This window comes from Pseudomonas sp. P1_F7 (assembly GCF_056405655.1).
The window spans coordinates 33005-45440 of record NZ_JBFUBR010000005.1 but is presented as its reverse complement, the minus strand read 5'-3'; the positions used below and the strand labels follow the sequence as shown (position 1 = coordinate 45440).

Sequence of the window (12436 nt, the reverse complement as noted above, 5' to 3'; positions counted from 1 at the left end):
TTCGATGTCCGTACGACGCACACGCAAAGACGATGGCAGCCAATGGACAGTTGCGGACAGCCGCAGTGTTTACGGGATTCGCCATTGGGGGGCCGGGTATTTCGCGATCAATGACGCCGGTCGCGTTGAAGTTCGTCCGAACGGTCCGAGCAGCCCGCCTATCGACCTGTTCGAGCAAGTCGACCAGCTGCGCAAAAGCGGCCTGTCCTTGCCGTTGCTGGTCCGTTTTCCGGACATCCTGCAAGACCGCGTGCGTCAGCTGACCGGCGCCTTCGATTCGAACATCGAGCGTCTGGAGTACCAGAGCAAATACACCGCGCTGTACCCGATCAAGGTGAACCAGCAGGAAGCGGTGATCGAAAACATCATCGCCACCCAAGACGTTTCCATCGGCCTGGAAGCCGGCTCCAAGCCTGAGCTGCTGGCAGTGCTGGCACTGGCGCCGAAGGGCGGCACCATCGTCTGCAACGGTTACAAGGATCGCGAGTTCATCCGCCTGGCGTTGATGGGCCAGAAGCTCGGCCACAACGTGTTCATCGTGATCGAGAAAGAATCCGAAGTCGGCCTGGTGATCGAAGAAGCGGCCTCGCTCAAGGTCAAGCCCCAGGTCGGCCTGCGCGTGCGCCTGTCGTCCCTGGCGTCGAGCAAGTGGGCGGACACCGGCGGCGAGAAATCCAAGTTCGGCCTGTCGGCGGCGCAACTGCTGTCGGTGGTCGAGCGTTTCCGCGCAGCTGGTCTAGACCAGGGCATTCGCCTGCTGCACTTCCACATGGGCTCGCAGATCGCCAACCTCGCTGACTACCAGCACGGCTTCAAGGAAGCGATCCGTTACTACGGCGAATTGCGCAACCTTGGCCTGCCGGTGGACCACATCGATGTCGGCGGCGGTCTGGGCGTGGACTACGACGGCACGCACTCGCGTAACGCCAGTTCGATCAACTACGACATGGACGATTACGCCGGCGTAGTGGTCGGGATGCTCAAGGAATTCTGCGACGCGCAGAGCCTGCCGCACCCGAACATCTTCTCCGAAAGCGGCCGTTCCCTGACCGCCCACCATGCCATGCTGGTGGTGCAGGTGACCGATGTCGAGAAACACAACGACGACGTGCCGCAGATCGAGAACAAGGAAGCACTGCCGGAAACCGTGCAGTGGCTGGTAGACCTGCTGGGTCCGACCGACATCGAGATGGTCACCGAAACCTACTGGCGCGCCACGCACTACATGAGCGATATCGCCGCCCAGTATGCCGACGGTAAGTTGACCCTGGCTGAGAAAGCCTTGGCCGAGCAGTGCTACTTCGCCGTGTGCCGTCGCCTGCACAACTCGCTGAAGGCACGCCAGCGTTCCCACCGTCAGGTGTTGGACGAACTCAACGACAAACTGGCCGACAAGTACATCTGCAACTTCTCGGTGTTCCAGAGCCTGCCGGACACCTGGGCTATCGACCAGGTCCTGCCGATCATCCCGCTGCATCGCCTCGACGAAGAGCCGCTGCGTCGTGCGGTACTGCAGGACCTGACCTGTGACTCCGACGGCAAGATCAACCAGTACGTCGACGAGCAGAGCATCGAAACCAGTTTGCCGGTGCACGCCCTGAACGAAGGTGAAGACTACTTGCTGGGTGTGTTCCTGGTCGGTGCCTACCAGGAAATTCTTGGCGACATGCACAACCTGTTCGGTGACACCGACTCGGTGAACATCTACCAGAACGCCGACGGCAGCGTGTACCACGCCGGTATCGAAACCCACGACACCATCGAAGACATGCTGCGTTACGTGCACTTGTCCCCGGAAGAGCTGATGACCCACTACCGCGACAAGTGCGCCAGTGCCCGCATCAGCGCATCCGAGCGCACGCAGTTCCTCGATGCCTTGCGTCTGGGGCTGACCCGTTCGTCTTACCTGTCTTCCTGAGGTAAGCGTCACGCTCATCAGGTTGTCTGAAAATTTTCCGTTCGCTGCGGAAATTTCAGATGACCTGGTGCGGCAATTCTCCTATTCCAAGCGAAATTTCCCGCGTCTCGACGACCCAAAGCATTTGGTCTTCTTTTCGCGTAGGTTATTTCCTAATTTGTATTTCGGCACTCTACTCGGCCATGTCTCTCAGCGAGAATCCCCGGCCGCCCCTCCTGTAGAGAAACCCCGATGTTCAATCCAGTCAGCGAGCCGTCATTTCGTCTGGATGTAGCAGGTCTGCCCGACTCCTTTGAGGTCCTGGCCTTTACCGGTAGAGAAGCCATCAGCGAGCCGTTCGTGTTCGACCTGGAACTGCTGATCGATGACCCGCTGCTTGACCTCGCCAGTTTGCTATACCGCCCGGCCTCGTTGCATTTCGGACCAGCCGGCAACCACGTGCATGGACAATTGCATGAACTCGTCCAGCGTGATCATGCCTCGGGACCCCGGCTCTGCCAGGTGCGCCTGGGGCCAAAACTGGCTTGCCTGGCCCAGCGCTTCAGCCAACGAATTTTCAGCGCCCTTTCAGTGCCGCAAATCCTCGATCAGGTGCTCAAGGAGCACGGTATTACCGGCAAAGATCGACGCCTGGCGCTGAGCGGCGAATACCCGCCCCGGGATTTCTGCACGCAATATCGAGAGTCGGATCTGCAGTTTCTCCAGCGACTGTGCGCCCAGGAGCGGCTTCACTACCACTTCGAACACAGGGCCTGCGGGCACTGCGTGGTGTTTGGGGATGATCAGCAGCATTTTCCAACCGGCGAACCTGCGGTATTGCGCAGCGAGGGCGATCGGCCGGCGGTGCGGCAGTTCGAACGTCAGCGCTGCGGTGGGACAGCGGCGCAGTGTGCCGAATGCCGGACGGACCTGGCGACCTTGCGCAGCGGTCGGCTGATGCCGCTGTCCGGTCATCCGGTTACCGATTGCAACCGGCTCTGGCTGCTGACCCAGGTTGAGCATTGGGGCAGCCAGGATACGACGACGCCTTACCGCAATCAGGCCTATGCCCTGCACTGGCCGGCACCCATCGAGCCGCCCTGTGCGACGGTCAAACCACAAATGCATAGCCTGCAACGGGCGTGGGTCGTCGAGGTCGATGAACCAAGCCCCGACCCGGCAAGGCCGGTACCGGTGCAATTCGACTGGCTTTATCAGGGCGAAGGGGCCACGCCCAGTCATTGCTGGTTACCCCTGGCCAGGCAGTTGCAGGCCTCGACGTTCTCGTCATTGCGGGAAGGGACTGAGCTGGTCGTGGGGTTTGTCGAGGGCGATCCCGATCAACCGCAGATAACCGGGTTACTGCATGCACTGGCAACGGTCGAAGTGACGGACGCTGACACCCCCCAGCCCAGCGGCACCCCTGATGAGGGCCTGGAGCAATGGTTGCGGTCGGGGGAGCCATTGCTGATGTTGTGCCTGCTGCCCGGCGGTGGCAGTTTCAAGCATTGCGCACAAGCGTTGTGTACCTGTCGTCTGGCGACGCAGCTTGGCCAGAGCTCTGGGGCATGATCGTCACACGCACGCCCGAGGCACCCCCGCAGTGGCTGTTGCTGGATGTGCCGGGCACGCCGCAGGCGGGTGTCGCACTTCGGCAGATGTTTGCGCAAGCCCGGTGGTCCGGATTGTTCGAAGCTACGGAGTGGCATGCGCTGCATGAGCAGGGACCGGTCCTGGTCGATTTGCGCACCTGCCCGGCACTGGCCGATTTATGTATCGTCGACGGACAACGCTGGCCCGGATTGCTGATCGTCAGCGAGGCCAGCACTTCGTCGTTGCTGGCGCATTTGCGGCGTATGCTCACGGTCACGCTTGGCCTGCACCGGGCCCTTTTGAGTTACTACAACCCGATCACGGCCAGCTATTTCTTCGATGCTTGCGATGCCGCTGAACTGAGTCGCTGGCTAGGGCCCATCCACCAGTTACGCTGGTTCGGCGGCAGTTGGGCCGACCGCGCGATGGGATGTGAGGGCTGGCAGCGCTTGTCCAACCCGGGGTTGGCGGTCAGCCCGTTGGCCGTCGAGGAAAGCCTCAGCGCCGGGCAGCAGGGAAAATTGCAAACCTGCCTGCTGGAACAGCATGCCTGGCGCTGGAACCGATCCACCGGTGTCGATTTTCCCCGTCTGTGGACCTTTGTGCAGGAAGGGCTGGCGCTGGGTTTCAGCGAGCGCCCAGTGCTTGATGGCTGGATATGGCTACGCTTGCAGTATCCCGACGCCGTGCCCGTGCAGCCGTTGCCGGGCAGGACTCAACAGGAGCGGCTCGATAGCCTGCGTCACTTGTGGCAGAACGATCCACCCTGGTCATGAGGTCGCCCCGTTCAGTGAGTGCTGCCGGCGAACCAGCCATCGTTACGGCGCAGGCGCCAGGCGATCAAGCCGAGGGTCAGACTGCGCAAGAGCATGAACAACAAAAAGGTTATCCACAGGCCATGGTTGCCCCCGCCCTGCAGTGCCCAGCCGAAAGGCAGCACCAGCGCAACGGTCAGCAGCATGCCGTTGCGCATTTCCCGGGCGCGGGTGGCGCCGATGAACAGGCCGTCGAGCAGGTAACTCCAGACGGCAATCAACGGCAGTACGGCGAGGTAGGGCAGGTAGATGAACGCCGTATCGCGCACACTCTGAATGTCGGTCTGTATCTCGATGAACAGGTGCCCGGCAAACAGAAACAGCGCGGCGAAACCCAGGCTCGCCAGCAACGACCAGCCGCACGCCACCACCAACGAACGGCGCAGGGCATCGCGGTCACGGGCGCCAAGCGCATGCCCGCACAGTGCTTCGACCGCGTGGGCCAGGCCATCGAGGGCGTGGGCGGTCAGCAGTAACCCGTTGAGCAGCAGGGCATTGGCCGCGACCGTGGCGTCGCCCAGCCGTGTGCCTTGCACCGTGATCAGGAAAAACACCGATTGCAGCGCCAGGCTGCGGATGAAAATGTCGCGATTGACCGCCAGCAATGGCCGCCAACTCTGCCACAGCGCCAATGCTGCCCAGACGATATGCCCCGGGTAGGCGCGCAGGGCTTTGCGGGTCAACAGTAAGCCGATCAGTGCCCCCGTCCACTCGGCAATCACCGAGGCCCGGGCCGCACCAACCACGCCCCATTCCAGGCCGAGGACGAACCACAGGTTCAGGGCAATGTTGACCAGGTTGGTGCTCAGCAAAATCGCCAGCGGCGCCCGGGCATTCTGGGTGCCGAGAAACCAGCCGACCAGAGCATAGCTGGCGAGCGCCGCCGGCAAGCCAAACAGGCGGGTGTGGAAGAACTCGCGGGTCAGTTGATCGAGCTCCGCCGACGGTTGCATGAAGTGCAACGCGACCCCGCTCAACGGCACGCCCACCACACCCAGCACCACGGCCAGGCCGATGGCGAGTAGCAGGCCTTGCAACAGAATCTGCCGCAAGGCTGCGCCATCGCCACGCCCTGCCGCCTGGGCGGCGAAGCCGGTGGAACCCATGCGCAGAAAGCCCATGGCCCAGGCAAGGAAGGTGTACAGACTGGCCCCGACCGCGACGGCGCCGAGTTGATGGGCGTGGGGCAGGTGACCGATGACGGTGCTGTCGACCAGCGCCACCAGTGGCACGGAAATGTTCGAAAGAATCATCGGCGCGGCGAGTGCCCAGACCCGGCGATGGGTAGGGCGGTCGCGCCAGTCGGCGGTCAGGTTGGACATGCAGGCTCCTTGGGGGAGCGGGCATTGTAACGGCAGATTTGAAATCCGCCGCTCCCACAATGGCTTGTGGTGTCAGTGGATAATCCAGCTGAGCAACCACAGCCCCAGCACCAACCAGATGATCCCCATGATGAACGACGCATTGAGAAAGGCGCGGATCGCCGACCACAGCAGTAACAGCCCGAGGATCAAGGTCACGATGCTGACGACCGAGGTATCCATGCCCAGAGCCTGGGACAAGCCTTCGACAAAATTGCTGCTGGCGTTGCTCAACAGATTGAACAGCCCGCTGAGGCCATCAACGATGAAGCGGATGATCGAGCCGAGTACCTGGCCGAGCCATTCGGAAAAACCTTCTACCTGCATGGAATGAACGTCCTGATTAAAAAGTGGCATGGTTGCCGATTTGAGCCTTTGGCTGCTGATCATGCTGCCGAGTTCCCCACAAGCATAGAGCGTTGCACAGATGAACATGCATCTTCTGCCCCTTGCCTTCACCTGTGATCCCCCCGAAGCTATACGCCTTCAGGAGAGCCCGATGAACCTTGTTGAACTGACCGAACGCCTGCACGCCATCCGTGACCGCAATGACTGGCGGCAATTTCACAGCCCGAAAAACCTGGCCATGGCCGCGAGCGTGGAAATGTCCGAGCTGGTGGAAATTTTCCAGTGGCTGAGCGAAGACCAGTCACGTCAATTGCCGACGGACAAACTCGCCCACGCCGGGCAGGAGGTCGGTGACATCGTGCTTTATCTGTTGCTGTTGTGCAGCGAGCTGGGCCTGGACATGGAAGCAGTGGTGCGCGGCAAACTGGCGGACAGCGAAAGGAGGTTCAGCTGATGAGCGACCGTCATTTCGATCAACTGGCGACCCGTTTCGCCGAAAAAATCTACGGCGGTGCCAAAGGGGCGATCCGTCTGGCGGTGTTGCAGGCCGACCTGGCCGAAATCTTGCCCGACCGTCCGCTGCGCGTTCTGGACATCGGCGCCGGCCTTGGCCACATGTCGTTGTGGCTGGCCCAGCGCGGTCATCAGGTGACCCTCGCCGAGCCTGCCGAACCGATGCTCGAAGGCGCCCGCCAGCGCTTTGCCGAAGCCGGGCAGAACGCCACGTTCATTCAGGCGCCGTGGCAGGAACTGCTCGGGCAGCTCACCGAACCCTACGACCTGGTGCTGTGCCATGCCGTGCTGGAATGGCTGGCCGAACCCCACGCCATCCTGCCGGTGCTGCATCAACTGACCAAGGCCGACGGCTGGCTGTCCCTGGCGTTCTACAACCGTGACGCGCTGATTTATCGCAACTTGCTCAAGGGCCATTTCCGCAAGATGCGCAAGAACGACATGGCCGGCGAAAAGCAGAGCCTGACCCCGCAGCAGCCCCTTGATCCGCGCGAGCTGGCGGCGCAACTTGAAGGTCTGTGGCAGGTCGAAACACAGAGTGGAGTACGGGTTTTTCACGATTACATGCCGGTGGAATTCCAGGCCCGCGCCGAGCTGGCGGACCTGCTGGAAATGGAACTGGCCCACCGTCGTCATCCAAGTTTTGCCGGGCTTGGCCGTTACTTGCACTGGATCTGTCGGCCTGTCTGATCGGAGCACGAAATGAAAAATCATTCAGGTGTACTGGTGTTCTGCCTGGGGTTGGCCGCTTGCCAGGGCAGCAACCCCTATGTCGCCACGTCCAACCCTTTGCCACCTGCGCCGCCCCAGGCTGCCAATACGTTCGATCGAAGCGCCTACCCGGCGGCGCCCCGTGACTACGGCAAGTACCGCAGTTGGGCCTGGCTCAACGGCCATCTGCCACCGGGCACCGCGTGGGCGGACTCGGCGCAGGTTGCCGAAGCGGTCAGCAATGCGCTGGACCAACGCGGCCTGCGCCCGTTGCATGACAATCGTCCAGCGGACCTGTTTGTCAGCGCCGACCTGCGGATGGAAACCCGCTTGCGTCAGGTCCAGGACGACTATTACGGCGGCGGTTATGGCGGCTACAACGGCTACGGCCCTGGATATGGCGGATATGCCACCGTGCCGATCATCCGTACCTATCAGGAACAGGTCGTGGTCGTGCAGGTGGACATGTTTGACGCCAAAAGCGGTCAGCCGATATGGAGCTCCAGCGCTGAAACCGGCAACCGGGGCAGCGAAAGCGAGCGCGCTGATGCCCTACGGGAGGCTGTGGAAAAGGCAATGTCGGCGTATCCTCCTAGTTAGCTTCTTGTAGATAAGAAGCATTCCACAGGATCATGTCTTCAACCGGAGAATCATCATGTTCCGCCGTTTTGTTTTACTGGCAGTGGCCGCGCTGCTCAGTGCCTGCGCCGCCAACCAGGTCAATCATGACTTCGACGCCAGCCGCGACTTTGCTGCCTATCGCAGCTGGACCTGGAAAGAACCCGCCCTGCAATACCGTCCCGATGATCCACGGATCAAGAGCGACCTGACCGAACAGCGCGTCCGTCAGGCGGTTGCCGATCAACTGGATCAGCGCGGTCTGCGCCCGGCCGCTGCAGGCGCCAAGGGCGATTTGAATGTGCAGACCTACCTGATTGTCGAAGAACGGCAACAACAGGTGACCACCAATTACGGCGGCGGCTGGGGTAACCCGTGGTATGGCTACTACGGCGCTCCCATGTATAACGAAACCCGCAATGTCAGCTACAAAGTGGCGACCATCCAGATCGACCTGCTCGATGGCAAGGACGGCAAACTGGTGTGGCGCGGCAGTGACGAACAGATACTCAGCCGCACGCCGAACCCGACGGATCGCCGCGATGCCATCTGGGAAACGGTCACGCGGATATTGGCCAACTACCCACCGCACGCATCCTAGAATCAGCCGGCCTCTCAACCCCTGTGCTCCCACAGGGGTTTTTTATGCTCGACACTGGCGAGCCTGGGGATCGACCGGAACAAAGTCGAAGAGGTGGGTGCCGACTTCAGTTGTCACTCGGGACGCCCATCCCAGGTGATCTAGTCAGGCAGCACAATCGGCAGTTCGATGCAGAATAGCGCCCCCTCGGTGGAGTTCCTGACGCTCAGTTTGCCGCCCATGTTCTCGACGATGCCGTAGCTCACCGACAGCCCCAGACCGGTGCCGACGCCCACCGGTTTGGTGGTGAAGAACGGCTCGAAAATCCGCTCCAGCAGACGCGGGTCGATACCGCCGCCGTTGTCCTCGACCCACAGGCGTACCGAGTGCGTGTCCCGTTCGGCGTACAACGAAATCCACGGCTTGAACCCGGGCTGGGTTTCGCGCTTGTCGAGCAAGGCATCCCGGGCGTTGACCATCAGGTTGATCAGCACCTGTTCCAGTTGATCGACGTAGCCGCGCACCTGCACTTCAAAACCGCTCTCGCTGATGCGCAGCTCGACGCCTTTGTCGCGCATGCCCTCGGACAACAGCGACAGCATGCCTTCGATGGCCTGGGCCGGATTGAACGGTTGCTGTTCGATTTCCGAGCGGCGGCCGAACACCCGCATGTGGTTCACCACCCGCGCGGCGCGCTGCACTTGCGTGTCGATGCGGGTGAGCTTGTCGATCAGGTAGTCGATCTGCGCGTCGCCGTTGTTCAGGCGCTTGAGGACATTGACGATGGCCATGCGCATCACGTTCAACGGCTGGTTGATCTCATGGGCCAGGCCGGTGGCCATTTCACCGAGAGTGGCCATTTTCGCGCTTTGCGTGAGCTGCTGCTGCGAGCGCCGCACTTCGGTGTTGTCGCGCCCCACGGCCTGAACCTCGAGCAATCGGCCCTGTTCGTCGAACATTCCACGATCGGACCAGACCCACCAGGCGTGTTCGCAGCCGGGCAGTTGCAGATTGATCTCGGCGGTGCTGACCGGAAACTCGGGGCTCAGTTGGTGCAACCGCTGGATGAATGCATTGCGCTGTTCCCCGGACATCCAGCTACCCAGATTCACCCCCGGCAGTTGCTCGGGCGCCAGTTCCAGATGCGTGGCCAACGGGCGGTTGCCAAAGGTCAGGGTCAGATCCGGCTGGTAGCGGCAGATCATTGCCGGCGAGTCTTCCACCAGAATCCGGTAGCGCTCTTCACTCTGCCTGACCTGTTCGGTGGCCAGGGTCGCTTCGGTGACGTCCAGCCACAGGCCCAGGGCCTCAACCGGCAAGCCGAGGTCGTCGCGCAACAACTTCGCTTCATCCAGCAGCCAGTGATAGTCGCCGTGACTGTCGCGCAACCGATAGCGCGCGCGCACTGAGCCTTCACGCAGCAACTGCCGGGTGCGTTCGAAATATTGCAGGCGGTCGTCGGGATGCACCCGCTCTACCAACGTTCCGGGTGTGCAGTCGGCGAGGGTCCAGCCGAGCAGTGGCAACAGGCTGTCGCTGAAGAACACCGGTTGCAACGCACCTTCGACATAGCGCTGTACGTAAATCACCGCCGGCGAGCTGGCGATCAGATTGTCCAGGCGCGCATGGGCGGCGGCAGCGCTCTGCTCCTGGTTCTTGATGTCGCTGATGTCGAGCATGAAACCCACCAGCCGACGGTTTTTCCCCACGCCCAGCGGCTGGCCTTGCAGGCGATACCAGATCGGTTCGGGCGCATCGTCGGGGCGATACAGGCGCACGCACAACAGCAGCGGCATGCCCGACTCCTGCAAGTCTTGCAGGCGGATGCGCAGCTCTTCGCGGTCGGCGGGATACACCTGATTGAGCCAGTCCTGCACGGATATACGCGACGTTCCAAGGTTCAGGGTCGTGACCAGCGACGGTGCCAACTGCACCTCGTCGCTGTCGCTGAAAACTTCCCACCAGCCTGTGCCCAGCAACGCTTGCAGCGATTCCAGGCGTTCCAGTTGCAGATGATGCCGGTGCTGGCGCAGGCGTTCGAGCAAGGGGCTGGCAAGCGCGGCGGTGATTTGCAGCCAGTCGCGCTCCGTGACATCGGGAGCGCGTTGTGGCGCCGTGAAGAAACCGCACAGCAACCAGGCGACCACCCCTTGCGCGTCGTGATAGGGCACGGCGAAGCCATCGGTATTGCCGAACGTGCCTTGCAGGCGCGGGTGTTCGCGCAGGGTCAGGTGCTGCGGCGCCGAGCCGCTCAAACTGTCCAGCCCCGTGCCCAGGCGTTGGCCGTTTTGCCACAGTTGCGGGGCATCGGGGGCCGTGTAGTGCTGGTGAATCTGCCAACCCTGTTCCTGCTCATCAAGCAAGGCCAGGGCAATGCCGGGAATCTGAAAACGCTGGGCCAGGCTTTGCAATTGTTCGCCCAGCACCTCGGGCAGGCGCGCCAGGCTGCACAGGCGCAACTGTTCGGCGATTTGCATCGCCAGCACCTGGCATTGTTCGCGGTTGCGCGACTGCCGGCGCTCGAGCAACAAGTCGCCGATGTCGAGCATCTGCAACAGCCAGGTATCGGCCAAGGGTTGCACCCAGCCGCGCAAATGCAGCGGCGGACCGTTGAGACTGTAAAAGTCCAGATCCAGGTTTTTTCCCTGCCAGTCCGCCGGCGCACCTTCGATGACGAGGCTGCTGTGGGGTAACAGGAAGTCGAGCAGATGCGGTGTCAGCGCGCCGGGACTTTGCTGGGCCAGCAAGTGCCGCAGCGGACCACTCAGTTGAACGACATGCCCCTCGGCATCGAGCTGCATCTGCAATCCTAAACTGTGCACCCGCAGTGCCTCTTGCGGCTCCGGCGGGGGCGGCGGATGGCGGTTGAGCAGGCGCCCGAAGAGTTTGTCACCGGCACTCAAAATTACAGGCTCGCCGGCAGATTCGGCACCTGACCGATGCCCGGCAGGTTCAGGAACGGGATGGCGGCGTTGATTTTATTGGTCGGGTAATGAATGGCGACGGTCAGCAATCCGCTCGTGTACGTCGTGGTGAGCACGCCAAAAAAAATGATGAACACCGGGGCGAACTCAATCGCAACGGCACCTTTTTGTTTGTGGGGGAGGCTGGCTTTCATGAGTGCGTCTACCCTGACCATCACTGTGTAATGTCAGCATAGAATCATTCAGACAAAACGGACGTTTTTTACCGTATGCGGAGCTTTGTCCTGTTGATCTGGCTGTTTCTGGCGCCACGAGCCTGGTTTCCTATGAGTCAAGGGCTTAGAACCCATCTTTTACATTTCAGACAGGTGGGCAAGGTGCAGACCAATTATCAGATTGCTTGTGAGTTGGGGATTATCGAGAACACGGTGAAGTTGTTTGTGTCGCAGGTGTTGCAGTTGACGCATATGCGTAATCGGACGCAGTTGGCCTTGTCGCCCAGTAATTCCGGGATGCGGCAGTGGGTTACGGCGCACTGATTTTGTGTACATATCCGATTCTGCGGTAACGGCTGCTTATGGTTTCGCCCTTACGGCGAGTCCCTTTGGCAAACGCCCCAAAGGAACCAAAGGTCTCGCCCCGAACGTACGGCCCCTCGCTTAGGCTCGGGGTTCCTTTGCTCCGGCATTCATCCGGGGCATTGCCCTCCGGTCGGCTTCGCTTCGACCTACATGCAATGAGTTCGACTGCGTCGAACGGCGCTGCGCGCCAGTCCCCGGATGAACACCTCCACTCAGCCTCCCGAGGGGGCGGGTGGATCAAGATCAAGAGCTGCAGGCGAGCTAACGCTCGGCCTGATGAGTGGTGAGAAGCGTGGGTGTACCCCGACCCATTGTGGGAGCGAGCTTGCTCGCGATGGCGGCCTGTCAGCCGACCAATCCTGTGTAGTTTTCCTCAAGTCCCGAGGAAAACTCCGACATGTTTTTAAGGTTGTCCGTCGGAAGTGCGATCTCTAGCCTTTGTCCGTCACTGCAAATTCAGTGATCGGGTTTGGTCGCCCGGGTTTAGAATGGCGC

11 protein-coding genes and 1 pseudogene are annotated in these 12436 nt (G+C 61.3%); 8 read left to right on the top strand and 4 right to left on the bottom strand.

Annotated elements, in window-relative coordinates:
* The first annotated feature begins 4 nt into the window (after nucleotides 1-4).
* The 3 genes from speA (at nucleotide 5) to AC1D1M_RS08650 (ending at nucleotide 4266) form a co-directional block, all read left to right on the top strand.
* Complete coding sequence (gene speA, locus AC1D1M_RS08660) at nucleotides 5-1918, top strand: arginine decarboxylase (RefSeq protein ID WP_477775310.1); 1914 nt, start codon at nucleotides 5-7, stop codon at nucleotides 1916-1918.
* Nucleotides 1919-2149: 231 nt separating this feature from the next.
* A complete protein-coding gene (locus AC1D1M_RS08655) occupies nucleotides 2150-3469 on the top strand; it encodes a contractile injection system protein, VgrG/Pvc8 family (RefSeq protein WP_477775309.1) in 1320 nt (439 codons plus the stop codon).
* Entirely contained in the window at nucleotides 3466-4266 is an 801-nt protein-coding gene (locus tag AC1D1M_RS08650; protein WP_477775308.1) for a DUF4123 domain-containing protein, read from the top strand. Before AC1D1M_RS08655 ends, AC1D1M_RS08650 begins: the two co-directional genes overlap by 4 nt.
* A gap of 11 nt (nucleotides 4267-4277) precedes the next feature.
* On the opposite strand, the gene AC1D1M_RS08645 is transcribed toward AC1D1M_RS08650, so the two are convergent.
* Both AC1D1M_RS08645 and AC1D1M_RS08640 read right to left on the bottom strand, forming a co-directional pair.
* Nucleotides 4278-5627, bottom strand: a complete 1350-nt coding sequence (locus AC1D1M_RS08645; RefSeq protein WP_477775307.1) for an MATE family efflux transporter — start codon at nucleotides 5625-5627, stop codon at nucleotides 4278-4280.
* A gap of 72 nt (nucleotides 5628-5699) precedes the next feature.
* Nucleotides 5700-5993 carry a hypothetical protein gene (locus tag AC1D1M_RS08640; RefSeq protein ID WP_477754458.1) on the bottom strand — a complete coding sequence of 98 codons (294 nt, stop codon included), beginning with the start codon at nucleotides 5991-5993 and terminating at the stop codon, nucleotides 5700-5702.
* A 172-nt stretch (nucleotides 5994-6165) separates the two neighbouring features.
* On the opposite strand from AC1D1M_RS08640, the gene AC1D1M_RS08635 reads away from it, so the two are divergent.
* From AC1D1M_RS08635 to AC1D1M_RS08620, 4 genes are read left to right on the top strand one after another with little or no spacing between them, the layout of a single operon-like run.
* Nucleotides 6166-6468: a MazG-like family protein gene (locus AC1D1M_RS08635; protein ID WP_477775306.1), complete on the top strand. Its 303-nt coding sequence runs from the start codon at nucleotides 6166-6168 to the stop codon at nucleotides 6466-6468.
* A complete protein-coding gene (locus tag AC1D1M_RS08630) occupies nucleotides 6468-7217 on the top strand; it encodes a methyltransferase domain-containing protein (RefSeq protein ID WP_477775305.1) in 750 nt (249 codons plus the stop codon). The genes AC1D1M_RS08635 and AC1D1M_RS08630 overlap by 1 nt, the downstream gene beginning before the upstream one ends.
* 12 nt (nucleotides 7218-7229) lie before the next feature.
* Nucleotides 7230-7838: a DUF4136 domain-containing protein gene (locus AC1D1M_RS08625; RefSeq protein WP_477775304.1), complete on the top strand. Its 609-nt coding sequence runs from the start codon at nucleotides 7230-7232 to the stop codon at nucleotides 7836-7838.
* 55 nt (nucleotides 7839-7893) lie between these two features.
* Complete coding sequence (locus tag AC1D1M_RS08620) at nucleotides 7894-8457, top strand: DUF4136 domain-containing protein (protein WP_056725261.1); 564 nt, start codon at nucleotides 7894-7896, stop codon at nucleotides 8455-8457.
* A 140-nt stretch (nucleotides 8458-8597) separates the two neighbouring features.
* Here AC1D1M_RS08620 and AC1D1M_RS08615 read toward each other — a convergent pair whose 3' ends face one another.
* Entirely contained in the window at nucleotides 8598-11339 is a 2742-nt protein-coding gene (locus tag AC1D1M_RS08615) for a PAS domain-containing sensor histidine kinase (protein ID WP_477775303.1), read from the bottom strand.
* A gap of 2 nt (nucleotides 11340-11341) precedes the next feature.
* Complete coding sequence (locus AC1D1M_RS08610) at nucleotides 11342-11554, bottom strand: hypothetical protein (RefSeq protein ID WP_477775302.1); 213 nt, start codon at nucleotides 11552-11554, stop codon at nucleotides 11342-11344.
* Between the two features lie 168 nt (nucleotides 11555-11722).
* Here AC1D1M_RS08610 and AC1D1M_RS08605 point away from each other — a divergent pair.
* Nucleotides 11723-11899 (top strand): annotated as a pseudogene (locus tag AC1D1M_RS08605) (LuxR C-terminal-related transcriptional regulator); the annotation flags it as partial.
* Between the last annotated feature and the right edge of the window lie 537 nt (nucleotides 11900-12436).

What these genes read in the sequence shown, in the direction of transcription:
- speA (WP_477775310.1), top strand. Translation starts at nt 5, where the DNA reads ATGTCCGTACGACGCACACGCAAAGACGATGGCAGCCAATGGACAGTT.
- AC1D1M_RS08655 (WP_477775309.1), top strand. Translation starts at nt 2,150, where the DNA reads ATGTTCAATCCAGTCAGCGAGCCGTCATTTCGTCTGGATGTAGCAGGT.
- AC1D1M_RS08650 (WP_477775308.1), top strand. Translation starts at nt 3,466, where the DNA reads ATGATCGTCACACGCACGCCCGAGGCACCCCCGCAGTGGCTGTTGCTG.
- AC1D1M_RS08645 (WP_477775307.1), bottom strand. Translation starts at nt 5,627, where the DNA reads ATGTCCAACCTGACCGCCGACTGGCGCGACCGCCCTACCCATCGCCGG.
- AC1D1M_RS08640 (WP_477754458.1), bottom strand. Translation starts at nt 5,993, where the DNA reads ATGCAGGTAGAAGGTTTTTCCGAATGGCTCGGCCAGGTACTCGGCTCG.
- AC1D1M_RS08635 (WP_477775306.1), top strand. Translation starts at nt 6,166, where the DNA reads ATGAACCTTGTTGAACTGACCGAACGCCTGCACGCCATCCGTGACCGC.
- AC1D1M_RS08630 (WP_477775305.1), top strand. Translation starts at nt 6,468, where the DNA reads ATGAGCGACCGTCATTTCGATCAACTGGCGACCCGTTTCGCCGAAAAA.
- AC1D1M_RS08625 (WP_477775304.1), top strand. Translation starts at nt 7,230, where the DNA reads ATGAAAAATCATTCAGGTGTACTGGTGTTCTGCCTGGGGTTGGCCGCT.
- AC1D1M_RS08620 (WP_056725261.1), top strand. Translation starts at nt 7,894, where the DNA reads ATGTTCCGCCGTTTTGTTTTACTGGCAGTGGCCGCGCTGCTCAGTGCC.
- AC1D1M_RS08610 (WP_477775302.1), bottom strand. Translation starts at nt 11,554, where the DNA reads ATGAAAGCCAGCCTCCCCCACAAACAAAAAGGTGCCGTTGCGATTGAG.